The organism is Streptomyces sp. CA-179760 (assembly GCF_050937045.1).
Taxonomy (GTDB): domain Bacteria; phylum Actinomycetota; class Actinomycetes; order Streptomycetales; family Streptomycetaceae; genus Streptomyces.
Map to the genome: position 1 here is coordinate 3,882,047 of NZ_JBNJLZ010000001.1, position 24,346 is coordinate 3,906,392.

The 24,346-nt window shown below is 70.5% G+C and carries 16 protein-coding genes, 1 rRNA gene and 1 pseudogene; 4 read left to right on the forward strand and 14 right to left on the reverse strand.

The features are described 5' to 3' along the window. Positions 1 to 103 precede the first annotated feature (103 nt). Together ACQEV8_RS17240 and ACQEV8_RS17245 are read right to left on the reverse strand one after the other, a co-directional pair. A 16S ribosomal RNA gene (locus tag ACQEV8_RS17240) occupies positions 104 to 1,631 on the reverse strand. A gap of 574 nt (positions 1,632 to 2,205) precedes the next feature. Beyond that, positions 2,206 to 3,213, reverse strand: a complete 1,008-nt coding sequence (locus ACQEV8_RS17245; protein WP_432961084.1) for a stage II sporulation protein M — start codon at positions 3,211 to 3,213, stop codon at positions 2,206 to 2,208. A 128-nt stretch (positions 3,214 to 3,341) separates the two neighbouring features. Between ACQEV8_RS17245 and ACQEV8_RS17250 the strand changes: the two genes are divergently transcribed. Next, on the forward strand, positions 3,342 to 4,298 hold the full coding sequence (locus ACQEV8_RS17250) for an RDD family protein (RefSeq protein WP_432961086.1): 957 nt from the start codon (positions 3,342 to 3,344) through the stop codon (positions 4,296 to 4,298). 37 nt (positions 4,299 to 4,335) lie between these two features. Here the strand turns inward: ACQEV8_RS17250 and ACQEV8_RS17255 are convergent, their stop codons facing one another. After that, entirely contained in the window at positions 4,336 to 4,950 is a 615-nt protein-coding gene (locus ACQEV8_RS17255) for a hypothetical protein (protein ID WP_432961088.1), read from the reverse strand. 116 nt (positions 4,951 to 5,066) lie between these two features. Continuing rightward, the gene (gene ahcY, locus ACQEV8_RS17260; RefSeq protein ID WP_432961090.1) at positions 5,067 to 6,524 is read right to left on the reverse strand and encodes an adenosylhomocysteinase; all 1,458 of its coding nucleotides are present in this window, start codon (positions 6,522 to 6,524) and stop codon (positions 5,067 to 5,069) included. A 517-nt stretch (positions 6,525 to 7,041) separates the two neighbouring features. Here ahcY and ACQEV8_RS17265 point away from each other — a divergent pair. After that, complete coding sequence (locus ACQEV8_RS17265; RefSeq protein WP_432972748.1) at positions 7,042 to 9,084, forward strand: fructose-specific PTS transporter subunit EIIC; 2,043 nt, start codon at positions 7,042 to 7,044, stop codon at positions 9,082 to 9,084. A gap of 80 nt (positions 9,085 to 9,164) precedes the next feature. Here ACQEV8_RS17265 and ACQEV8_RS17270 read toward each other — a convergent pair whose 3' ends face one another. The 7 genes from ACQEV8_RS17270 to ACQEV8_RS17300 form a co-directional block, all read right to left on the reverse strand. Then, a complete protein-coding gene (locus ACQEV8_RS17270; protein WP_432961092.1) occupies positions 9,165 to 10,145 on the reverse strand; it encodes a cation diffusion facilitator family transporter in 981 nt (326 codons plus the stop codon). A gap of 144 nt (positions 10,146 to 10,289) precedes the next feature. Beyond that, positions 10,290 to 11,441 carry a mannose-6-phosphate isomerase, class I gene (manA, locus tag ACQEV8_RS17275; protein ID WP_432961094.1) on the reverse strand — a complete coding sequence of 384 codons (1,152 nt, stop codon included), beginning with the start codon at positions 11,439 to 11,441 and terminating at the stop codon, positions 10,290 to 10,292. 87 nt (positions 11,442 to 11,528) lie between these two features. After that, complete coding sequence (locus tag ACQEV8_RS17280) at positions 11,529 to 12,656, reverse strand: SIS domain-containing protein (RefSeq protein ID WP_432961096.1); 1,128 nt, start codon at positions 12,654 to 12,656, stop codon at positions 11,529 to 11,531. Positions 12,657 to 12,771: 115 nt separating this feature from the next. After that, a complete protein-coding gene (locus tag ACQEV8_RS17285) occupies positions 12,772 to 12,942 on the reverse strand; it encodes a Trm112 family protein (RefSeq protein ID WP_328339442.1) in 171 nt (56 codons plus the stop codon). Between the two features lie 69 nt (positions 12,943 to 13,011). Then, entirely contained in the window at positions 13,012 to 14,376 is a 1,365-nt protein-coding gene (locus tag ACQEV8_RS17290; RefSeq protein WP_432961098.1) for a phosphomannomutase/phosphoglucomutase, read from the reverse strand. A 105-nt stretch (positions 14,377 to 14,481) separates the two neighbouring features. Continuing rightward, positions 14,482 to 16,098, reverse strand: coding sequence for an L-lactate permease (locus tag ACQEV8_RS17295; RefSeq protein WP_432961100.1), 1,617 nt, complete (start codon positions 16,096 to 16,098; stop codon positions 14,482 to 14,484). A gap of 121 nt (positions 16,099 to 16,219) precedes the next feature. Further along, on the reverse strand, positions 16,220 to 16,642 hold the full coding sequence (locus ACQEV8_RS17300; protein ID WP_189726709.1) for a DUF3499 domain-containing protein: 423 nt from the start codon (positions 16,640 to 16,642) through the stop codon (positions 16,220 to 16,222). A 293-nt stretch (positions 16,643 to 16,935) separates the two neighbouring features. Between ACQEV8_RS17300 and ACQEV8_RS17305 the strand changes: the two genes are divergently transcribed. Then, on the forward strand, positions 16,936 to 17,391 hold the full coding sequence (locus ACQEV8_RS17305) for a metallopeptidase family protein (protein ID WP_432961102.1): 456 nt from the start codon (positions 16,936 to 16,938) through the stop codon (positions 17,389 to 17,391). A gap of 50 nt (positions 17,392 to 17,441) precedes the next feature. Here ACQEV8_RS17305 and ACQEV8_RS17310 read toward each other — a convergent pair. The 3 genes and pseudogenes from ACQEV8_RS17310 to ACQEV8_RS17320 all read right to left on the reverse strand — a co-directional run bounded on the left by ACQEV8_RS17310 (position 17,442) and on the right by ACQEV8_RS17320 (position 23,162). Next, positions 17,442 to 18,991, reverse strand: a pseudogene (locus ACQEV8_RS17310) (DUF5719 family protein). Beyond that, on the reverse strand, positions 18,988 to 22,680 hold the full coding sequence (locus tag ACQEV8_RS17315; protein WP_432961104.1) for a glycosyltransferase: 3,693 nt from the start codon (positions 22,678 to 22,680) through the stop codon (positions 18,988 to 18,990). The pseudogene ACQEV8_RS17310 and the gene ACQEV8_RS17315 overlap by 4 nt, the downstream one beginning before the upstream one ends. Positions 22,681 to 22,898: 218 nt before the next feature. Further along, on the reverse strand, positions 22,899 to 23,162 hold the full coding sequence (locus tag ACQEV8_RS17320) for a WhiB family transcriptional regulator (protein ID WP_003990679.1): 264 nt from the start codon (positions 23,160 to 23,162) through the stop codon (positions 22,899 to 22,901). Positions 23,163 to 23,822: 660 nt separating this feature from the next. Here ACQEV8_RS17320 and ACQEV8_RS17325 point away from each other — a divergent pair. After that, complete coding sequence (locus tag ACQEV8_RS17325; protein ID WP_432961107.1) at positions 23,823 to 24,332, forward strand: cysteine dioxygenase; 510 nt, start codon at positions 23,823 to 23,825, stop codon at positions 24,330 to 24,332. Positions 24,333 to 24,346 lie beyond the last annotated feature (14 nt).

Sequence of the window (24,346 nt, forward strand, 5' to 3'; positions counted from 1 at the left end):
CGAATAGTCAACGTTCCACCCATGAGCAACCAGCATCAGACATTCGCTGATGTACTGGCCTCTGACCTCACCCCGGAGGGGATCGGTAAGAAGTGCTCCTTAGAAAGGAGGTGATCCAGCCGCACCTTCCGGTACGGCTACCTTGTTACGACTTCGTCCCAATCGCCAGTCCCACCTTCGACAGCTCCCTCCCACAAGGGGTTGGGCCACCGGCTTCGGGTGTTACCGACTTTCGTGACGTGACGGGCGGTGTGTACAAGGCCCGGGAACGTATTCACCGCAGCAATGCTGATCTGCGATTACTAGCGACTCCGACTTCATGGGGTCGAGTTGCAGACCCCAATCCGAACTGAGACCGGCTTTTTGAGATTCGCTCCACCTCGCGGTATCGCAGCTCATTGTACCGGCCATTGTAGCACGTGTGCAGCCCAAGACATAAGGGGCATGATGACTTGACGTCGTCCCCACCTTCCTCCGAGTTGACCCCGGCGGTCTCCCGTGAGTCCCCAACACCCCCGAAGGGGCTTGCTGGCAACACGGGACAAGGGTTGCGCTCGTTGCGGGACTTAACCCAACATCTCACGACACGAGCTGACGACAGCCATGCACCACCTGTACACCGACCACAAGGGGGCGCCTGTCTCCAGACGTTTCCGGTGTATGTCAAGCCTTGGTAAGGTTCTTCGCGTTGCGTCGAATTAAGCCACATGCTCCGCCGCTTGTGCGGGCCCCCGTCAATTCCTTTGAGTTTTAGCCTTGCGGCCGTACTCCCCAGGCGGGGCACTTAATGCGTTAGCTGCGGCACGGACAACGTGGAATGTTGCCCACACCTAGTGCCCACCGTTTACGGCGTGGACTACCAGGGTATCTAATCCTGTTCGCTCCCCACGCTTTCGCTCCTCAGCGTCAGTATCGGCCCAGAGATCCGCCTTCGCCACCGGTGTTCCTCCTGATATCTGCGCATTTCACCGCTACACCAGGAATTCCGATCTCCCCTACCGAACTCTAGCCTGCCCGTATCGACTGCAGACCCGGGGTTAAGCCCCGGGCTTTCACAACCGACGTGACAAGCCGCCTACGAGCTCTTTACGCCCAATAATTCCGGACAACGCTCGCGCCCTACGTATTACCGCGGCTGCTGGCACGTAGTTAGCCGGCGCTTCTTCTGCAGGTACCGTCACTTTCGCTTCTTCCCTGCTGAAAGAGGTTTACAACCCGAAGGCCGTCATCCCTCACGCGGCGTCGCTGCATCAGGCTTTCGCCCATTGTGCAATATTCCCCACTGCTGCCTCCCGTAGGAGTCTGGGCCGTGTCTCAGTCCCAGTGTGGCCGGTCGCCCTCTCAGGCCGGCTACCCGTCGTCGCCTTGGTGAGCCATTACCTCACCAACAAGCTGATAGGCCGCGGGCTCATCCTTCACCGCCGGAGCTTTTAACCTCCACTCAGGAGAGTGGAAGTGTTATCCGGTATTAGACCCCGTTTCCAGGGCTTGTCCCAGAGTGAAGGGCAGATTGCCCACGTGTTACTCACCCGTTCGCCACTAATCCACCCCGAAGGGCTTCATCGTTCGACTTGCATGTGTTAAGCACGCCGCCAGCGTTCGTCCTGAGCCAGGATCAAACTCTCCGTGAATGTGTACCGGTAATCCGGTGCCACAGCACGAGAGCGGAACAGTCAGGCGGAATAGGCCCGACCGTTCACAGCGTCCTCGCTGTGTTTTTTCAAAGGAACCTCGTCCCAGCGAATGCTGGAGACGGGGTATCAACATATCTGGCGTTGACTTTTGGCACGCTGTTGAGTTCTCAAGGAACGGTTGCTTCCTTTGTACTCACCCTCTCGGGCTTTCCTCCGGGCGCTTCCCTTCGGTCTTGCGTTTCCGACTCTATCAGATCTTTCCGATCCGATTTCCTCGGTGCTTTCCAGGTTCCCGCTTCCGCGTTTCCCTTTCCGGCGGTTCCGACTTTATCAGAAGTTTCGGGCCGTACTGACCGGCCGCTCATTTCCGATTAATCGGGAGTGGCTTCAATGAAATCGACGTTTCAAGAAGCAGCTAGATGTTCACCGTTGCCGTCTGGGGTGGAACCCATCTCTAGGCAACTGTTCAAATCTACCTCCCCGCGCTTGCCGTGTCAACGACTCCCGTGGGGCGAAGAGGAGACTAGCAGCTGAACGGACGTGGTCGCACATCCGGCGGCCCTGAGGACGTTCAGGCCGCTGTCGGAACGGTGGCGCTGCGCTCTGCTGCCTCTACGTCACCTGTGTCTCCGGCGCGGGCCGCGCGACCGCCCAGGACGTAGACGTAGGCGAGGAAGGCCAGTTCGGCGGCGACTCCGATGGTGATGCGAGCCCAGGTGGGGAGGCCGGACGGGGTGACGAAGCCTTCGATGGCACCGGAGACGAAGAGAACCAGGGCGAGGCCGATGGCCATGCCGATGGCGGCTCGGCCCTCTTCCGCCAGAGCCGTGCGGCGCGTGCGGGGGCCCGGGTCGATGAGGGTCCAGCCGAGGCGCAGGCCGGTGCCCGCCGCCACGAAGACGGCGGTCAGTTCGAGCAGGCCGTGCGGGAGGACCAGGCCGAGGAAGGTGTCGAGGCGGCCGGCGGAGGACATCAGGCCGAAGCCGATGCCGAGGTTGAGCATGTTCTGGAAGAGGATCCAGATGACCGGGATCCCCAGGAAGACCCCGAGTATCAGGCACAGGGCAGCGGCCCAGGCGTTGTTCGTCCAGACCTGGGCGGCGAAGCTGGCAGCCGGATGGCTGGAGTAGTAGGTCTCGTACTGGCCGCCGGGGCGGGTGAGCTCGCGTAGTTCGCTGGGGGCCGCGATGGAGGCCTGTACTGGAGGGTGGGTGCCGATCCACCAGCCCAGGAGCGCGGCGACGGCCGTGGACAGGAGCGCGGTGGGTACCCACCAGTGGCGTGACTTGTAGACCGCGGCGGGGAAGCCGTGGGCGAGGAAGCGGGTGACGTCGCGCCAGGAGGCACGTCGGGTGCCTGTCACGGCACTACGCGCGCGTGCCACCAGTTGACTGAGCCGGCCGGTCAGCTGGGGGTCGGGGGCGCTGGACTGGATCAGGGAGAGGTGCGTGGCGGTGCGCTGGTAGAGGGTGACGAGTTCGTCGGCTTCGGCGCCGTTGAGGCGGCGTTGGCGACGCAGCAGGGCTTCGAGGCGGTCCCACTCCGCTCGGTGGGCGGAGACGAAGACGTCGAGGTCCATCGGTGTGCCTGCTCCTCGGCTGTTCGTCGGAGACTCGTCGTGGATCAGCTTGTCGTACTGCGGCGCGATGCGCCCTCAGCTTGGCAGACTGGTCCTGTCCGGGGCAGGGCAGGGGAAGGACGGCGGGCGTGAGTGAGCTGGTGACGGGCGAGGCTGTGGCGTTGGAGCTGCGCCCCGCGAGGCTGCCCAGCAGGGCGCTGGCCGTGCTGCTCGACCTTGTGGCGGCCATGGCCGCCTATGTGGCGGTGACCATCGTGCTGGTGACTTCCACGGCCTCGCTGGACGAGGCGGCGCAGACGGCGCTGTCGATCGCGACGTTCGTTCTCGTTCTGGTGGGTGCGCCGATCGCGGTGGAGACACTCAGTCACGGGAGGTCGCTCGGGAAGATGGCGTGCGGGCTGCGCGTGGTGCGGGACGACGGAGGTCCGATCCGCTTCCGGCATGCACTGGTGAGGGGCTTGATCGCGGTCATCGAGATCCTCATGACCTTCGGGGTCGTCGCCTGTATCGCCTCGTTCGTCTCGGCGCGTGGGCGGCGGCTGGGAGATGTGTTCGCCGGGACCCTCGTCGTACGGGAGCGGATCCCGGTCACGCGGACCGGATTTGTGCCGCCTCCTCCGCCCTGGCTGGCGGGACGGTTCTCGGGGCTCGATCTGTCCGCGGTGCCCGACGGGTTGTGGCTCGCCGTCCGTCAGTACCTGACGCGTATGCAGCAGCTGGATCCGCAGGTGGGCTCGTCGATGGCGGAGCGGCTGGCGGCGGATCTCTCGGAGCGTACGGGGGCTCCCGTGCCGCAGGGTGTTCCTCCGGCGGCGTATCTGGCGGCGGTGGTGCAGGAGCGGCAGGCGCGGGAGTCCCGGCGGGCCTTCGGGAGCGGTTCGGCTTCGGCCCTCGCTCCGGCTGCGGAGGGGCCTTCGGTCGTGTACGGAGCTCCGGCCGCCGCGTACGGACCACCGGCTGCGGACCTGCCGCCCGTTGTGGCGCCAGGTGCGGCGTCCGAGTCGACTGGTGGGGGTCGGCCTGGGAAGGCGCCGGATGTGCCGGCGGGTGACCGGCCCGGTACCGGGTTCGTGCCGCCGGCTTAGTGGGAGCGGGACTGCCCGCTCCGCTGCGGCCGCCCGGTCAGGTGAATGTCGACGGCGGTGATTCGAGGTCTTCAAGCTCGATGCCGGGGGCCGCGAGCACCACGTCGCCGGCGATGTGCACGGCGTGCTGCTCGCCCGTGTCCAGGTCTGTGACCTGGTATTCGTCCACGGTCAGGGGGGCGCTGTCAGTGGCGTGTGCTTCTCTCTTCAGCAAGGACCACGACTGATCCACGGTGCGCGGGGCGAGCACCGGGTCCGTGAAGGCGACGAGGCGTACGCGGGTGGCGGCTGCGGAGGGGGTGAGGCGCAGGAGACGGGCGGTGGCGACGAGGAATGCCGGGGAGGTGCCGGTGAAGGCGTGGGCGCGCACGTTGCCTTCGGTGGCCTCGATCCCGGTGGGGTCGGTGCGGACCCAGGTGACGCCGTCGAGGGCGGCGCCGCGGACTTGCCAGGCGGCGGCGTTGATTTCGAGGCGGATGGGGCGGCCGAGCTCGTCGAGGGTGAGGTCGACGGAGCCGTGGTGATCGCCCGAGGGGGTGGTCAGCTGGGAGACGTAGCGCCAGCCGGAGGGGCCGGTGGCGCAGTGGAAGTGCTCTTCTGCGAGGGGGGTGTGGTCGTGCGGATCGTGGAGCGAATAGCGGCCGCGGGGCATGGGGGTCGTCCTGGGGCTTGACGGGCCGGTCCGGTCGCTGGTCCGGGAAAGGGGCAGGCCCCCGGCACGGGGGTGCGGGGGCCTGCCTCGAAGGGCCTGCTGCCGGGCGGCGCGGCTCAGTAGCGGTAGTGGTCCGGCTTGAACGGGCCCTCGACCTGGACGCCGATGTACTCGGCCTGCTCGGGGCGGAGCGTGGTCAGCTTCACGCCGAGCGAGTCGAGGTGGAGGCGGGCGACCTTCTCGTCGAGGTGCTTGGGCAGCACATAGACGCCGGTCGGGTACTCGTCGGGCTTGGTGAACAGCTCGATCTGGGCCAGGGTCTGGTCCGCGAAGGAGTTGGACATCACGAACGACGGGTGGCCGGTGGCGTTGCCCAGGTTCAGCAGGCGGCCCTCGGAGAGGACGATGAGCACCTTGCCGTCGGGGAACGTCCAGGTGTGGACCTGCGGCTTGACCTCGTCCTTGACGATGCCGGGGATCTTGGCGAGGCCGGCCATGTCGATCTCGTTGTCGAAGTGGCCGATGTTGCCGACGATCGCCTGGTGCTTCATCTTGGCCATGTCCGAGGCCATGATGATGTCCTTGTTGCCGGTCGTGGTGACGAAGATGTCGGCCTTGTCGACGACCTCGTCGAGCGTCGTGACCTGGTAGCCGTCCATCGCCGCCTGGAGCGCGCAGATCGGGTCGATCTCGGTGATGATCACGCGGGCGCCCTGGCCGCGCAGGGACTCCGCGCAGCCCTTGCCCACGTCGCCGTAGCCGAAGACGACGGCGGTCTTGCCGCCGATGAGGACGTCGGTGGCGCGGTTGATGCCGTCGATGAGCGAGTGGCGGCAGCCGTACTTGTTGTCGAACTTCGACTTGGTGACGGCGTCATTGACGTTGATCGCCGGGAACAGGAGGTTGCCGTCGCGCTGCATCTCGTACAGGCGGTGGACGCCGGTCGTGGTCTCCTCGGTGACACCGCGGATCTCCGAGGCGAGCTGGGTCCACTTCTGGGAGCCGTCGGTGATGGTGCGGTTGAGGAGTTCGAGGATGACGCGGTGCTCGTCGTTCTCGGCGGTGTCGACGGCGGGGACCTTGCCGTCCTTCTCGTACTCGACGCCCTTGTGGACGAGGAGGGTGGCGTCACCGCCGTCGTCGAGGATCATGTTCGGGCCGCCGGTGGGGCTGTTCGGCCAGGTCAGCGCCTGCTCCGTGCACCACCAGTACTCCTCCAGGGTCTCGCCCTTCCAGGCGAAGACCGGGACGCCCTGCGGGTTGTCGGGCGTGCCGTTCGGGCCGACGGCGATGGCGGCCGCGGCGTGGTCCTGGGTGGAGAAGATGTTGCAGGAGGCCCAGCGGACCTGCGCGCCCAGGGCGACCAGGGTCTCGATGAGCACGGCGGTCTGCACGGTCATGTGCAGGGAGCCGGTGACGCGGGCGCCGGCGAGGGGCTGCGCCTCGGCGTATTCCTTGCGGATCGCCATCAGGCCCGGCATCTCGTGCTCGGCGAGGGTGATCTCCTTGCGGCCGAAGTCGGCCAGGGAGAGGTCGGCGACCTTGAAGTCCTGTCGGTTGTCGACAGTCGTCATTGCTAGCTGCTCCTCGGAGTTGGGTCGAGGTGTATACGGCTGGTCTGCGCGGCGGCGGACACAGGGGTGCCCAGGGAGGACACTGGCATGCCCGCGTACACGCAGCGCAGTCCGTCGGAGGCCCTCTCTCCCTCGGCCGGTCCGCGGTGGGACCGACCGACCGCCATCAGCAGCGACGTCTGGCTCCGTCCCAAGCTACACCGGGAGGGTGGGCCGTCCCCAGTCCGCATCCGAACTCATCGCGCCATCGAGGCGATGAGTGGGCGCGATAACAGGACACCAACGAACGGTCGGCAGGAGGCGACAAAGCGGAACTATCAGGGATCTTTTGGCCTTTGAGTCTGCGGCGGGGTGGTGCAGGATGCCCGGGAGATCTGAACAACTGATCGATCTTGCGGGGCGTCCGGGACGGCGATTCCGCATGACAAAGGCGTTAGGAGATCGATGTGACCAGTCCGGCCGGCCCTCCCCCACGGGCGGCGGCGATGGTGAGCGGCAGCGGTTGAAGCTGCTCGCGGTGACCGCGTGCCCGACCGGCATCGCCCACACGTACATGGCGGCCGAGAAGCTCGCGCAGGCCGCCGAGAGCCGCGGCATCGAGATGAAGGTGGAGACGCAGGGATCCATCGGGGCTGAAAACGTCCTCGAAGACAACGATGTCAAGCACGCCGACGGCATCATCGTCGCCGCGGACAAGGACGTGGACCTGAGCCGCTTCGCGGGGAAGCGGGTCCTGACCGTCGGGGTGGCGGAGGGCATTCGTCACCCCGAGCAGCTGATCGAGCGGGTGCTGTCGGCGCCCGTGCACACGGAAGGGAGCTCCCCCACAGCTCCCGCGACCGGTGGCGGCAAGGAGCGGAGCCTCGGGTACAAGGCGCTGATGAACGGGGTCAGTTACATGATCCCGTTCGTCGTGGTCGGCGGGCTGCTGATCGCGATCTCGCTCTCGCTCGGCGGGCATGCCGACCCGTCGGGCGGACTGGTCATCCCGAAGGACTCCTTCTGGATGGACGTGAACAACATCGGTGTCATCGGCTTCACGCTGATGGTGCCGATCCTGTCCGGCTACATCGCGTACGCCATCGGGGACCGGCCCGCCCTCGTGCCCGGCATGATCGGTGGCTGGATCGCCAACACCGGTGAGCTGTACGACTCCAAGGCGGGCGCCGGGTTCATCGGGGCGATCGTGACCGGGTTCCTCGCCGGGTATCTGGTGTTGTGGATCAAGAAGGTCAAGGTCCCGAAGTTCGCGCAGCCGATCATGCCGATCATCGTGATCCCGATCGTGGCGACCACGGCTCTGGGGCTGTTCTTCATCTACGTCATCGGCAAGCCGATCTCCTGGGTGTTCGAGCACCTGACCGACTGGCTCAGCGGGATGACCGGTACCAGCGCGATCCTGCTCGGCGCGATGCTGGGGCTCATGATCGCGTTCGACATGGGCGGGCCGGTCAACAAGACGGCGTTCCTGTTCGGGGCCGGCCTCATCGCGACCGGCAATCAGACGGTCATGGGCATGTGCGCGGCCGCGATCCCGGTCATGCCTCTGGGGCAGGGCCTGGCCACGCTGATACGGAAGCGGCTGTACACCGAGCAGGAGCGGGAGACGGGGCTCGCCTCGCTGTTCATGGGCTGCTTCGGCATCTCGGAGGGTGCGATCCCGTTCGCGGCCGCGCGCCCCGCGCAGGTCATTCCCGCCAACATGCTGGGTGGCGCGGTCGCCGGTGCGATCGCCGGGGTCGCCGGGGTGGAGGACGCGGTGCCGCACGGTGGGCCGATCGTGGCCGTGCTGGGTGCGGTGAGCGGTGTGCCGATGTTCTTCGTGGCCGTGGTGATCGGCTCGGTCGTCACCGCGCTGACGACGGTGGCCCTCGTCGACCTGGGTGAGCGCAGGCGGCGCGGGGAGACGGGCTTCGGTGCGGGGGCGGCTGGGCTTGAGCCCGCGCCGGCCGGGGTGACCGGTGGAGGTGGCAGTGGCGGTGCGGTCGTAGCGCAGGCGACCGTAGGTGGGCCGGCGGCTGCCGCTACTGCCGCGAGCAGTGCCACGGCCGTAGCAGACGAAGCAGCGGAGCCCGAGCCGTCCGACGCCGGTGGCGTCTCCACCGAGGTCCTCTCCGGTTACCTCACTGACCGGACCGTCAAGGTCAGCCTCGAAGCCGGCGACAAGGAAGCCGCAATCCGGGAGTTGGCGGAGCTGCTGGCCCGTACCGGCAAGGTCGCGGACGTGGACGAGCTCGTGGCGTGTGCGCTGCGGCGGGAGGCGCAGGGCACGACCGGGCTCGGTGAGGAGATCGCGATTCCGCATGCCAAGACGGATGCGGTGACGGAGCCGGTCGTCGGTTTCGCGCGGTCCGCGCAGGGCGTCGAGTGGGGCTCGCTGGACGGTACGAAGGCACGGCTGGTGTTCATGATCGCCGTGCCGGAGGCGGCGGCGGGTGACGAGCATTTGCGGATTCTGGCGCTGTTGTCGCGGAAGTTGATGGACGCCGGGTTCCGGGAGCGGCTGTTGGCCGCGTCGGACGAATCGGCCCTCCTCGGGGTGCTGCGCGAGGTCGGGTAGCCGAGTAGGAAGAAGCGCGTGGGGCCCGCCGAATGGTTCGGCGGGCCCCACGCGTGTTCGGGCATTGCGCTTGCGGGACGTCAGTGTCCGGCGTCGCTCGGCGTCGGTCCCCCGGGCCTCGCCTCGGGGTCGGAGCCCTTGGCGGCTTCGGTCTCGCTGTAGATGTCCGGCTCGAGGTAGATCACGCGGGCGATCGGGACGGCCTCTCGGATGCGGGACTCGGCGGCGTTGATCGCGGCGGCGATCTCGGTGGCCGTCTCCTCGTGGCGGACGGCGATCTTGGCGGCGACGAGGAGTTCCTCGGGGCCGAGGTGGAGCGTGCGCATGTGGATGATGCGGGTGACCGTGTCGCCGTCGACGAGGGCGGTCTCGATCTTCTGCGTCTCCTCGACACCGGCGGACTCGCCGAGCAGCAGCGACTTGGTCTCGGCGGCGAGGACCAGGGCGATCAGGATGAGCAGGATGCCGATGCAGAGGGTGCCGACGCCGTCCCAGACGCTGTCGCCGGTGAGCAGGGCGAGGCCGACGCCGCCGAGGGCGAGGATCAGACCGACGAGGGCGCCGAGGTCTTCCAGAAGGACGACCGGGAGCTCGGGGGCCTTGGCGTGGCGGACGAACTCCTTCCAGGAGCGCTTGCCCCGCAGGACGTTGGACTCCTTGATGGCCGTGCGGAAGGAGAAGGTCTCGGCGATGATCGCGAAGACCAGGACGCCGACCGGCCAGTACCAGTTCGTCAGTTCGTGCGGGTGCTTGATCTTCTCGTAGCCCTCGTAGAGGGCGAACATGCCGCCGACCGAGAAGAGGACGATCGAGACGAGGAAGGCGTAGATGTAGCGCTCGCGGCCATAGCCGAAGGGGTGTTGCGGGGTGGCCTCGCGCTTCGCCTTCTTGCCGCCGAGGAGCAGGAGTGCCTGGTTGCCGGAGTCGGCGAGCGAGTGCACGGACTCGGCGAGCATCGAGGACGAGCCGCTGAAGAGGAACGCCACGAACTTCGCTACCGCGATCGCGAGGTTCGCGGCCAGTGCCGCCACGATCGCCTTGGTGCCGCCTGACGCGCTCATATGTTCGCGTTGTCCCTTCGTACGCCGTTCCAGGGCCCGGGCGCTCGCCTTGGTGCGTCGCCCTTGGCTTTGCCCGTGCTTGACGGTGGGCCATTGTTGCAGCCCGCTCCGGCAGCGGTGCGCCAGGTCACCGTCGTAGGGAGGTCAGGCGATGACCGTGGCCCGGAAGAGCGTGCCTGTTCCGGACACTTCGGCCTTTTCACCGGCCGGGACGAAGACCGATCCGCCGGGCGTCAGGTCGTGCTCGCCCGCCCTGACCGTGCCGGCCGTGCAGAGCAGGATCTGCGGGGTCGGGCGGGTGAGGTCGTGGGTCGCGCCGGCCTCGGGGAGGACATAGCGGGAGAGGCGGAACTCGTCGATCGGGGTCTCGTAGACCTCCTCGCCGTCCGGGGAGGCCTCGGGGCGCAGGACGCCGGGGTCGCCGGCGCGGAAGTGGACGATGCGCAGGAGTTCGGGGACGTCGACGTGTTTGGGGGTGAGGCCGCAGCGCAGGACGTTGTCGGAGTTGGCCATGATCTCCACACCGAGGCCCTGGAGATAGGCGTGCGGGACGCCGGCGCCGAGGTAGAGGGCCTCGCCCGGCTGGAGCCGGACGTGGTTGAGCAGCATCGCGGCGATGACGCCGGGGTCGCCCGGGTAGTGGTGGGCGATGTCGGCGTAGGGGGCGTAGGCGCCGCCGAGGCGGTCGCAGGCGGCGGCCGCTTCCGTGACGGTCCGGGACATCTCGTCGGGGTCGGCGGTGAGGATCGCCGTGAGGACCTCGCGCAGGGCCGCGTCCTCGGGGTGGGCGTGCAGCAGGTCGACGTACGGCTTGAGGGAGTCGACACCGAGGTCGTCGAGCAGGCCGGCGGCCTCGAGCGGGTCGCGGAAGCCGCACAGGCCGTCGAACTCGGTGAGCGCGCAGATCAGTTCGGGCTTGTGGTTGGCGTCCTTGTAGTTGCGGTGCGGGGCGTCCACGGGGATGCCACGGCGCTCCTCGTCCGCGTAGCCCTCCTTCGCCTGCGCCAGGTCGGGGTGGACCTGGAGGGAGAGCGGGGCGCCGGCGGCGAGGATCTTGAGGAGGAAGGGCAGGCGCGCGCCGAACTTGGCGACGGCGGCCGGTCCCAGTTCCTTCTCGGGGGCGGCGTCGACGACCTCGACGAGCGTGCCCCGGCCGGTGCGCGAGGGGGCGCCCGGGTGGGCTCCCATCCACATCTCCGCCTGCGGTTCGCCGGTCGGTTCGACGCCGAGCAGGTTCGGGATCGCGGTCGGGGAGCCCCAGGCGTAGGGGCGGATGGTGTTGTCGAGGCGGTCCATGGGGATCTCTCTGGTCCTGTGAGTGCGTACGTACGCCTGCTGCTCCCGGGCGGCTGCCGCGTGGGCGTCAGGGTGTCCCGGGCATGATCAGGCCCTCGAGGCGAGCGCCAGGTAAACGGCGGCGAAATCCGTGATGGCGATCAGTTCGGCGAGGGTCTCCAGCTCGTCACCCGCCTCCGGTTCCAGTTCGCTGATCGGGGTGTCGTGGCTGAGGGCCAGGTCGCGGGCGCCGGGGGCGGCGGTGAGGCCGCCGATGGGGCGGTCGCGGAGCAGCACCACGCGCGCGTGGAGGGCGGGGGCTTCCTCGACGCGGTCGCGGAAGAAGTCGTCGGGGTCGGCGCTGGCGGCCAGCGGGCCCGCGAGCAGGGCGCTGTGTGCGGCGAGGGCCTCGGGGAGTTCGGCGACGACCGCGGGGGTGCCGGACAGTTCGGCGAGAGCGGCGGCGAAACGGCGGCCCGCCGGTCCGGCCGAGACGCCCTCGGTCCAGACGATGGGGAGCGCGTCGGTGAGTTCGGCGGCCAGGGTCTTGGCGGCGTTGCTGTACGTCGCGATGGCGGGGCCGCAGCGTTCGGCGATGCGGTCGAGGCGGTCGGCGACCTTGCCGAGGGCCTCCGGCGGGGCGGTGAGCACGCCCGCGCGGTCCAGGAGCGCCAGGAGCGGGGTGAGCAGGGCCCACAGGACGCCGGGGGCGGACGCGGCGAAGGGCTCGTCCTGGTCGTACGGGGCGGTCGCCATGGGGACGAACAGGCCGTGCGAGCCGTTCACGGCGTCGGCGAGCGGGGACCTGCTGGGGGCTACGGCGACGACGGTGCAGCCACGGCGGTAGGCCTGCTCGGCGAGGAGGGACAGGCCCGGCTCGGTCCCGTCCGGGGTGGTGATCAGGAGGAGGTCCACGGAGCCGACCCAGCCGGGCAGTTCCCAGCGCAGGGCGCCCGCGGCGGGGGCGACACCGATGGGGGCCAGGCGGGTGACCGGGCTGCCGGCGCCGGCGAGCGTGCCGAGCAGGTCGGCCGCGTGGGTGGCGGCGGCGCCCGGGCCGGCGATGAGGACGCCGCGGGGGCGGCCGTCGGGCTTGAGGTCGTTGACGCCTGCCTCGGCGGCGTGGCGGGCGGCCGTGCGGACGCGCGCGCCGGCTTCCGCGGCACCGCGGAGCAGGCCTCGGTGGTCGGCCTCCGCGAGGCCCTCTGGGGAGTCGAGCAGCGATTCGTCGAGCATGGGGCGGCAGCCTCCGATCGCCGGGGTCCGTTATGGGGGTGTCGTCCTACTGCGGTGCCCGTTGTGCCGGGGGCCATGTGCACCGGGGCTCAGCGAGTGTGTCCGCGCGCGGGTCCTACGCGGGGCGTCGGGCCTCGTCGACCAGGAGGACGGGGATGCCGTCGCGGACGGGGTAGGCCAGGGCGCAGCCCTGGTCGGTGCAGATCAGTTCGGTGTCCTGCTCCTTGAGCGGGGCGTGGCAGGCCGGGCAGGCGAGGATGTCCAGGAGGCCGGATTCGAGGGGCATTGGGGTTTCCTCCGAGGTGCGGGCGCTTGGGTTGTGCCTGGTCAGATTACCGCCGGTGGGGGTGGGGCCTCAGCCTCTGATGATCCCCAGTACCTCGTCCCTCACCCGGGCCATCGTCTCCGGGTCCCTGGCCTCCGCGTTCAGCCGCAGCAGCGGCTCCGTGTTGGAGGGGCGGACGTTGAACCACCAGTCGGCGGCGGAGACCGTGAGGCCGTCGAGGTCGTCCAGTTCGATGCCCTCGCGGGTCCCGTACGCGGAGCGGATCGCGGCGAGGCGGGCCGCCTGGTCGGTGACCGTGGAGTTGATCTCGCCGGAGCCCGCGTAGCGGTCGTACTGGGAGACGAGGGCGGAGAGGGGGCCTGCCTGGCCGCCGAGGGCCGCCAGGACGTGGAGGGCGGCCAGCATGCCCGTGTCGGCGTTCCAGAAGTCGCGGAAGTAGTAGTGCGCGGAGTGCTCGCCGCCGAAGATCGCGCCCGACCTGGCCATCTCCGCCTTGATGAAGGAGTGGCCCACGCGGGTGCGGACCGGGTCGCCGCCGTTCTCCTCGACGACCTCGGGGACCGACCAGGACGTGATCAGGTTGTGGATGATCACGCCCTTGCCGCCGTGCCTGGCCAGTTCGCGGGAGGCGACGAGTGCGGTGATCGCGGACGGGGAGACCGGCTCGCCGCGCTCGTCGACGACGAAGCAGCGGTCGGCGTCGCCGTCGAAGGCGAGGCCCAGGTCGGCGCCCTCCTCGCGGACCCGCTTGCGCAGGTCGACGAGGTTGGCCGGGTCGAGGGGGTTGGCCTCGTGGTTGGGGAAGGTCCCGTCCAGCTCGAAGTACATCGGGACCAGCGTCACCGGCAGGCCGGCGAAGACCTCGGGGACCGTGTGGCCGCCCATGCCATTGCCCGCGTCGACGACGGCCTTCAGGGGGCGGACTGAGGCCAGGTCGACCAGCGAGAGCAGGTGCGCCGCGTAGTCCGACAACGTGTCGCGGCCTGTGATCGTTCCCGGCTTCGCGGCCGGCTCCGGGGCGCCCGACTCGCTCCAGTTCTCGACGAGTTCGCGGATCTCCGCGAGCCCGGTGTCCTGGCCGACCGGGGCGGCGCCCGCGCGGCACATCTTGATGCCGTTGTACTGCGCCGGGTTGTGGGAGGCGGTGAACATGGCGCCCGGCAGGTCCAGCGCGCCCGAGGCGTAGTACAGCTGGTCCGTCGAGCACAGGCCGATCTCCGTGACGTCGGCGCCCTGCGCGGCGGCCCCGCGCGCGAAGGCACGCGACAGGCCCGGCGAGGAGGGCCGCATGTCGTGCCCGGTCGCGATGGCGCTCGCACCGGTGACCTGTACGAAGGCCGCCCCGAAGAGCTCGGCCAGGGACTCGTCCCACTGGTCGGGGACGACTCCGCGTACGTCGTACGCCTTCACGACCTGCGACAGATCAGCAGCCACGGCCAACCTTCCTGGAAAAGTACTGTCGGTCGGCCCAAACTACCCGGCCCCGCTGACAGCGCGCTGAGCGGACGCTGTGCGGGTGCCCGGACATCGCCTCGGGCGTCAGGGCAGCATCCAGCCCAGGACCGGTGTGCTCTGGCCGACCACGATCAGGCACATGACCAGCAGCAGGCCCAGGCTCCACGGCAGTACCTTGCGCAGCAGGTCGCCCTCACGGCCCGCGAGTCCGACGGCCGCGCAGGCGATGGTGAGGTTCTGCGGGGAGATCATCTTGCCGAGGACGCCGCCGGAGCTGTTGGCGGCGGCCAGCAGGTCGGGGGAGAGTCCGGACTCGCGGGCGGCGGTCACCTGGAGGGCGCCGAAGAGGGCGTTGGCCGAGGTGTCGGACCCGGTGACGGCGACTCCGAACCAGCCGAGGACGGGTGAGAGGAACGCCAGTCCGGCTCCGGCCGCCGCGACGAAGTGGCCGATCGTCCCCGCCTGGCCGGAGAGGTTCATGACGTAGGCGAGCGCCAGTACGGAGGTCACCGTCAGGATCGCGAAGCGCAGCTCGTGGACGGTCGCGAGCCACTCCTTGACCGCCACGCGCGCGTGCACCCCGATGACGGCGGCCGTGCAGACGCCGGCGAGGAGCACCAGCGTGCCGCCGGTGGACACGATGGGCCAGGTGAAGACGTTGCCGCTGACCGGGTCGCCGTCCGGTCCCGCCACGTTCAGGAAGGGCCAGTCGTAGGTCTGGGTGGTCCTGGCGAGCCAGTCCTTGAGGGCCGGTATCTGCGCGAGGGAGAAGATCGCGACGATCAGCGCGTAGGGGGCGTAGGCGCGCAGGATCTCGCGGGGCGGGTCCTCCTGGTCGAGTTCCTCGCTGCGGGCGCCGGTCAGCACGGAGGCGCGTACGGACTCGGCGGCGGGCACGCGCGCGTGCGGTACGGCGATCAGGGCGCCCGCCCCGGCCAGGGCGGCGCCGATGTCGGCGAGTTGGGCGGAGACGTAGTTGGAGGCGGCGAACTGGGCGACGGCGAAGGCGACTCCGCACGCCAGGGCGGGCACCCAGGTCTCGCGCAGCCCGCGCCGGCCGTCCACGAGCCAGACCAGCACCAGCGGCACCACGAGGGCCAGCAGCGGCGTCTGACGGCCCACCACGGACGCCACGGAGTCCAGCGGCAGTCCGGTGACCTGGGCGAGGGTGACGACCGGGGTGCCCATCGCGCCGAAGGCCACGGGCGCGGTGTTGGCGACCAGGGCGACGACGGCGGCGCGCACCGGTTCGAAGCCGAGGGCGACCAGCATGACCGCGCTGATCGCGACGGGGGCCCCGAAGCCGGCGAGTGCCTCCAGCAGCGCCCCGAAGCAGAAGGCGATGACGAGTGCCTGGATGCGCGGGTCGTCGGACAGCCGCCCGAAGGACCGGCGCAGGATGTCGAAGTGCCGGGTGCGGACGGTCATCCGGTAGACCCACAGGGCGTTGACGACGATCCACAGGATGGGGAAGAGGCCGAAGACGGCGCCCTGGGCGGCGCTGGAGAGGGTCTGGCCGAGGGGCATGCCGTACGCGAGCCGGGCGACGAGCACGGCGGCGAGGAGGCCGGTGAGGCCTGCCAGGTGCGCCTTCAGGCGGACGCCGCCGAGCAGGACCAGGACGATCACGAGGGGCAGGGCGGCCACGAGGGCGGACACGCCCAGTGAGCCGGCGACGGGTTCCAGTTCCTGGACGTACAACGGGCGCCTCCCCGGTTTCCGTCACGTGAAAGCGATTTCTCGCATCCTCAAACGGAATGGTCATGTCCGCGCCAAGCTCGCGTCAATGGGTGTGCGCGAGACGGCAGCCGAACGGGGGGACTCAGTTGTCGGGGGACCGAAGGACCCGCAGATGACCCCGCCGCGCGACCTCCATGGGGTCGGCCGCACGCCCTCCGCCACCGGCCCCGGCCGCCCGCTCCTGGGGGCGGGCCGCCTCTCGCACCGCGTTGGCAAGGGCTTCCAGGTCATCGCCGCTGGGGCGGGCCGGGGCCGAGCCGTCGAGGAGCCGGACGACCTCCCAGCCGCGCGGGGCGGTGAGGCGCTCGGAGTGCTCGGCGCACAGGTCGTAGCAGTGGGGTTCGGCGTAGGTGGCGAGCGGGCCGAGGACCGCGGTCGAGTCGGCGTAGACGTACGTCAGCGTCGCGACGGCGGGGCGGCCGCAGGCGGTGCGCGAACAGCGACGTACAGGGCTCACGATGTTGGACGGTACCGCACTCTTGAGCGGGCCGCGACGACTCTCCACGAGGTCACTCCACCGTGTCGCGTTGTGAAACGCCCCACAGGCCCCTGCAGGCACACCCGGCTGACCTGCCCGGACACCGTCGTCCGGGGGGTCGGACGGGTCCGTGCGCGGTCAAGAGTCGTCACAAAATCCTCAATTGCCGTGACGTCACCGGTCTCGGCGGGATACGGAATCGAGCCCAACCTTGGCTGGAATGGTCATGTAACGACATCCGTTCCCGTCGGCCGGAAGCCGTCCGTGCCGCCGCGCTGTTCCGGGCACACGTGCGTGGCGGGGACTACCCTTCAGCAGTGATGGAGAAGCCCGTAACGCCCCGTGCCGCCGCCCCCGGGCCCCGCCGTCGTGATCGCCACGGCCGGGGCATGCGCGGCCCGATCGCACCGCCGCAGGTGCCGCTCGCCGCGAGCCGCGCGGAGGCGTTCGCCGATCTGGTGCAGGACTCCGTGGAGCGTCTGGAGCGGCGGTGGCCGCAGCTCGCCGACATCGAGTTCCTGGTGCTGGAGGTGCCGCGGCTCGACGGGCCCGGCGAGGCCTGGAACGACGAGGCGGTTCCGCTCGGCGGCACGATCAGCGCCCGCGAGGGGCGCCCCGCCCGCGTGGTGGTCTACCGGCGGCCGGTCGAGATCCGCACCAAGGGGCGCGACGAGCGGGCGGCGCTGGTGCACGAGGTCGTCGTCGAGCAGGTCGCCGAGCTGCTGGGGCTGACGCCGGAGACGGTGGATCCGCGGTACGGCGAGGAGCAGGGCTGAGACCCACGGGGCCGACCCTGCGTCCCCTCCCCCGTGCTTCCCCGCGTCTCCTACTTCTGCAGCACCGACAGGTCCTCGTCCGCCTCCGGTACCGCCACCGTGCCCCGGTCGTCGGGGAGTGTCTGGACGGTGAAGGCGGGGACGCCGCTCTCGTCGGCCGTCAGAGTGCGGGCGCCGTAGACCGGGCCGCCGGAGACCGGCTCGACCGTGAGCGCGTAGGTGCCCTTGAGGCCGCCGGGGGCCGGGGGCTCGATGTCCTGGGTGGTGCCGGCCTTGATCGTGTACGTCTTCGACGCCGGGGTGCCGCCCTCGCTGCCCGCCGAGGCGGTGACCTTGACCGTGGCGGCACGGCCGGGGGCGGTCAGGGACAGGGTGCTGCCCTTGGCCCTGTTGTCCGCGGACGTCGCGCGTGTGCCGACGGGGCGGGTGGCCGGGATGAACGCCGTCTCCTGCTTGTCGCCCTTGCCCCGTACGACCCGCAGGGCCGCCACGACCGGCACGGACCGGTCCGTCGGCGTCAGCACCAGGGAGCCAGCCTCGCCGCGTGTGACGTCGCCGAGGTCGACGGCGGTCGTCATGCCGCCCTTGACGTGCACCGTCTCGTGCCCGGCCGGGGTGATCAGCCCGGAGGGGGAGGCGAGGCGCACCTTCAGGTCCGCGTCCTCGTCGCCGGGGTGAAGGCGACCAGGCGCACGGAGGTGGCGTCCTTGGGGATGCCGGGCAGGACCAGGCTGCCCGACGGGTCCGTGGACGCGGCCAGCCAGTCGCCGCCGAGCCTGTCGTCCAGGGCCTGCACGGAAGCGCCGACGCGTCCGCTGCGGACGTTGACGTGCACGGTGAGGTTGGTCTGCTCCTCGTCCGTGAGCGTGGACAGCAGGACCGGCTCACTGGAGTGCGGCTGGACGGTGATGCCCTCCCCCACCGGGGACTGCAGGGTGCCGTCCTTGCCGTAGAGCTCGACGTCGACCACGGCGGCCGAGTCGTCGGGGTTCGTCAGGTGGACGTAGTCGGTGCGGTCGGCCGCCGTACTGGCGCCCGGGAACCAGAAACTCGTGTCCGGAGCCGCGCAGTTGACGCCCTGGAGGCCGCGTCCGGTCCCGGCGGCGACCTCCGTGGTCTCCTGGACGGTCCAGCCGGGCGCGAACCTGCCGTCGGCGGTCCCGACGAGTGCGGGGGCGTCGGAACCCGAGCTGTCCCCGGTGACCGGCTTGCCGGGCTCCTTGGGAGTCAGCACGGACTTCCCGGCCTTGTCCTGGCCGGACTCGCCGTCGTCCTTGCCGTCGTCCTTGCCGTCGTCCGCGCCCTTGTCGCCGCCCTGGTCAGAGCCTTCCGCCGACGCTTCGGCCGCCGCCTGGAGTTCGGCCTTGCCGCCGTTCTCCGTGCCCTTCGTGACGGGCGTGAAGGACGTGTAGGACGTCTCGGCGAGGTCGGACGTGCTGGGCGCAGGGCACAGCAGGCTCGTGCGCTCCACGGGCAGTTGGGCGGCCGCCTGGGCGCCGGCGTCCGCGCCCGGGGCGTCCGGGGCGGACAGCGCGGCGAAGCCCGTGACGGCGGCGAGCGCGGTCACGCCGGCGATCAGGGACAGGGTGGTGCGGTTCACTGCTGGCTCCCGTCGGGACGCTCACTGCCCGTGCCGTGGGGGTGGTGCTGCTGGTGCTGCTCCTGCGCGGGGTCGTACGGAGTGCCGTAGCCCTGGGTGTAGGTCTGGTCGTAGCCCGCCGGGTCGTACTGCGGTGCCTGGGGCGGGCCGCCGTACGCGTACGGGTCGTACTGGCCGCCCTGGTACGGGTCCGCCTGGTACTGCCCGTTGTACGGGTCCGCCGGGTACGGGGCGGCCTGGTACTGGTCGCCGTAGCCCGCGTAGCCCGTCCCGTCCCACTGACCGTGGTTCTGCTGTTGCGGGACTCCCACGGGTGGCTGTTCCGGTTGCGGCGGCGAGGCCGGGAACTCCCCGGGCCCGGCCGCTCCTTCCGCCTCGGTCTCGGCCTCGGCCTGGGCGCGCAGGCGGCGGGCGCGGCGGCCCTCACCGGCGACCGCCTGGGCCGGGACGACCGGCTCCTCGGGCATGTCGTCGTCGACGTCGCGGCGCCGGCCGGGCAGGGCGAGGACCACGAGGACGACGGCGAGCAGGCCCTGCGTCCACAGCCACACGGTGTGGCCGATCGGGTCGTCGTAGGTGACGTCCAGCGTGCCGCCGGTGGCGGGGAGTTCGAAGCCCTGGGCCCAGCCGTCGACCGTGGTGCGGGTCAGCGGCTTGCCGTCCAGTGTGGCGGTCCAGCCGTCGGCTGCGGTGTCGGCGAGGCGCAGCACGCGCCCGTCGGTGCCGGCCGGGATCGTGGTGTGGATGTCGACGGGCCCGGCGGCGACGGGCTGCGGGGTGCCGGATCCGGAGGCGGGGACGATGGCGGCGCGCGCGACCTGCCGGTCGAGGCGCCACAGCGCGCCGCCGCTCTGCTGGCTGAGCCGGGTCAGGCCGGGCGTGGCGTCCAGGACGCGGGTGACCTCGCGGGGCGCGCCCTGGTGGACGAGGACATAGCGCACGGCGAAGCCGCCGAGCTGGTCGGCCTGGTCGGCGCCGGAGCCGGCGACGAGGTTGGCGACGACCTTGTCGAGCCGGCTGTTCTCGCCGTCAGCCGCGGCGACCTCGCCGTCGCCGAGGCGGGCGCCGGAACCGCGCACGAGCATGTAGCCGACGTGGGCGCCGGAGTCGCTGTCGAGGACGAGGGTGCGGGCCTGGTCGCGGCTGCCGCTCTCCTCGGCGACGAACGCGGGGACCTGCGTCGGGTCGCGTCGCTCCAGGGGCCCGTCGGCGCCGCGGATCATCCAGCCGGCGGCGACGAGCAGCGGGCCCGCGGCCGAGGCGAAGGCGATCAGCACGGCGACCGGCTGGCGCCAGCCGAAGCTCTGCTCGGCCACGCGCGCGCGTGCCCCGTCGGCGCCGAGAACGGCGGCCGCCAGGAGGGCGATGCCGTAGACGAGGGTCGCGGGGCCGGCCCAGGTGGAGCTGTTGGACAGGGCCGCGAGGACGAAGCCCACCAGGGCGACCCCCCACGCCGTCCGGATGCCCGACTGGCGTTCCGAGCGCAGCAGGGCGGCGAGCGCGGCCAGCACGATGCCGATGAGCATCAGGCCGCTGACCGTGCCGGGGCCACCCGGGCTGGCGCCGAGCAGGTCGAGGGCGGAGGCGGAGCCGGCTCCGTACTCCAGGCCGGCCTGCTGGAAGAAGCCGAACGGGAGCAGCGACAGCGACCAGGGAGCCAGGACCAGCAGGGGCGTGCCGAGCTGGGCGAGGAACCGCGGCCCGTACGCCGTGATGTCCGTCCGGCGGACGGCCAGCAGCCCCACCCCGAGGATCAGGGCGAGGGGCCACACGATCGGGGTGAACGCGGTGGTGATGGTCAACAGCAGTGCGTACGCCCAGGTGGCGCGCCAACTGCCCCGCGCGCCCGACGGGTTCGCCAGGCCACTGGCCGCGATGCCCGCCCGTGCGATGAGCGGCAGCAGCACGGCCAGGACGGCGGTACCGAGGCGGCCGCCGGCGAGGGCGCCGGTGGCGGCGGGCAGGAAGGCGTACACGACGGACGCCCACGCGCGCAGCAGCCGGGACTCGACCAGCGGGCGGGAGGCGAAGTAGGCGGCGACACCGGCCAGCGGCACCGAGCAGACGAGCAGGACGGTGACGGCGAGGCCGGTCGAGCCGAACAGCAGGGACGCCAGCATCGCCACGAGCGCGACGTACGGCGGCGCGGCGGAGGTGCCGCCGGCGCCGACCGGGTGCCAGGCGTCCAGGTAGCGCGCCCACAGGGCGGAGGAGTCGACCGGGGCGGGCAGCAGGGCGCCGCCCGCGAGCGCGCCGCCGCCGAGGAGTTCGCGGCAGGCGAGCAGGGAGACGAGCAGCAGGACGAGGAAGAGCACCGGGCCGGGCTTGCGCGCGATGCGCTTGAGCCGGGCGAACTGCTCGATCTGCAGGAAGTCCGCGTCGTCGCCGCCGGGGCCCGACTCGACGGCACCGCCGTGCCGTCCGGCACCGGCGGCGGCCTCGGGGTCGGAGCTGCCGACGAGGTTGCCCGCGACCTGCTCGACGGTCATGCGGACCGTCGCGCCGGGCGGCGGGAACAGTGGCCGCAGCTCGCCCTTGTCGACCTGGGGGGTTCCTCTGACGCGCCGCCCGGCGAGGATCCGCTCGGGCCGCAGCAGGGTGCCCATGAGGCCGCGGATCTCGTCGACTGCCTGTCCGGGGACCTTGCCGACGAGGTAGGCGACGGTCCGCAGCAGGGTGCCGAGCACGACGCGCAGCAGCACCCAGGGCAGCACGGCCGTACGCGTGTTGACGAGCAGGCTGTAGACGGCGCCGGCCTTGTCGACCTTGTGCGGGGAGGCGGACGTACGGCCCACGCAGTCGACGGCGCGGCGCTCCCTGGAGGCCGCCTCGGCGTGCCGGACGACGGCTTCCGGGGCGATCAGCACGCGGTGGCCCGCGGCGTGCGCGCGCCAGCACAGGTCGAGGTCGTCGCGCATGAGGGGCAGATGCCGGTCGAAGCCGCCGAGCTGTTCGAAGACGTCGCGGCGGACGAGCATGCCGGCGGTGGACACCGACAGTACGGTCCGGACGTGGTCGTGCTGGCCCTGGTCCTGCTCGCGGCGGTCCAGGCCGGTCCAGCGGCGGCCGGAGTTGGCGATGGAGACGCCGACCTCCAGCAGCTGCCGCCGGTCGTACCAGCCGCGGAGCTTGGGGCCCACGACGGCCACGTCGTCGCGGCCCAGTTCGTACTCGTTGTCCACGACGCGCAGCAGCTGGGCCAGGGCGTCGGGTTCCGGGGCGCAGTCGTCGTGCAGCAGCCACAGCCACTGCACCGGCTCGCCGTGCGGGAGCTCGGGCATGTCGTAGGCGTCGTCCCGCCACGAACGCGTGACCGGGTCCCAGCCGCTGGGCCGCTTCAGGTACGGCAGGTGCTCCGGGGTGAGGACCGGGGCGCTGCGGCCGCACTCCTCGACGGCCTGACCGAAGCCGGTACGGCGGGCGAGGTGCAGCACCCGGTCGGCGCCGAGCGCGTCGGTGACCAGCTGGGCGGAGGCGTCCGCGCTGCCGGTGTCGGCACCCATCGCGTACTGGACGGGTCGCTCCTGGCCGAGCAGCCCGGCGAGCGCGTCCGGCAGCCAGCGGGCGCCGTCGTGGGAGACGAGGACCGCGGTCACCACATGACGCGGGAACTCGGGCGGGCGTGCCGGGTCAAACACGGCTGTGGCAGCGGTGTCGTGATGAGCTGCCGAGTGGCTGTGCACGGACATCGAGGTACGGGCCCCGGTTCGGTGGACTGCGGTGGACGCCTGCGGCCGGCGGGGGCCGCGGGGCGTCTCGGACGAGCGCCCACACTATCGGCAGTCCCGCAGGGGCGGCGCGCAGCGCCTCGATGAGGGGGCGGGGGCCGGGAGATGGGAGGGCAAGGCGGCCCGCCGCCTGTGGACAACCCACCTGCGACGGGCCGTTCACGCACCCAGGGGTCCGGTCAGACCGCGGCCTTCTTCAGCCGGCGGCGCTCCCGCTCGGACAGGCCGCCCCAGATGCCGAAGCGCTCGTCGTTGGCGAGGGCGTACTCGAGGCACTCGGAGCGGACCTCGCAGGAGAGACAGACCTTCTTGGCCTCCCGGGTCGAGCCGCCCTTCTCGGGGAAGAAGGACTCGGGGTCGGTCTGGGCGCACAGTGCGCGCTCCTGCCAGCCGAGTTCCTCGTCCGCGTCGTCGACCAGCAGTTGCTGCACCAGCTCGGTCATGTGCGCCCCTCGTCTGTTCTTATCCGCGTCCCCGTGATGTAGCCGTTACCGATTGCGGCTGAACGACACGAGTGAAATTACAAGTGTGCTGCTCCGGGCGAGTCAAGCCGAGATCTGCTATTGAGCCCCTTATTCACTCTGCGGAACCAAGGCCGTGCGGAAAGTGTTCAAATCGGCATAAACCTTGACACGCAGCCGGAGCCCGCGAGGGGCCCCACCGTCACCTGGGTCCCGTACAGACCTGTACAGGGGAGGACGCCCGGGAGTTCGATCTCGTTCCGACACCCACGACAAAGCGAATCTGATCACAGTCTGATCACGAGTGCGCAACGAGGTTTGTGCGCCCGGTGGACCCCATGTGTCCCTGCCGGGCCATGAACAAACCTTTCATCTGAGTGAACGACCGGATGAGGTGAACCTCGTCCCACATACCGGGTGCCGAGTTGACACCGGAGGTGTGACCCGGTGTCCTAGTGGGCATGCTCGCGAACTTGGCACCCACCTCGACCCGCACCGCCGGGTCCCACGGTGCTGCCCGCGCTCGCTGTAGCTGTTGCTGTTCCAGCTGTTGAGCCACACCCGCTCCAGCTGAAGGCCGAGCCACCAGTCCCTCGGCTCTCGTTCCCTCTGACCCACTTTCACTGAGGAACCACGCACCCCATGAACAGCGACAGCGACCTCCAGATCGCCGGCGACATCCTCGAAGTCCCGCACCTGCTCCAGCTGGAGCGCGAGCACCCGGCCACCGTCGCCGAGTTCGTCGGCCTCGCCCGCTCCATCGCCGCCGACCGCTCCCAGTGGGAGCACCTCGTCCGCTACGACGCGGCCAGCCGCTGGTACCACCGGCTGCGCACCGGCCCGGGCTACGAGGTGTGGCTGCTGTCCTGGGTGCCCGGGCAGGGCAGCGGGCTGCACGACCACGGGCGCTCCTCCGGGGTGCTGACCGTGCTGGACGGCACGCTGACGGAGCGCACGGAGCGGGGCACACGCGCGTTGCGGGCGGGCGCGCAACACGTGTTCGCGCCGGGGTACGTACACGAGGTAGTGAATGACGCACTCGAGTCGGCGGTGAGCTTGCACGTCTATTACCCGGGGCTGACGGAGATGCCGATGCACACGGCCCCGCACTGCGAGGCGGCCCGTACCGAGCCGGGCGCCCTCACCGCCTGACCGGTTGTCGTAGC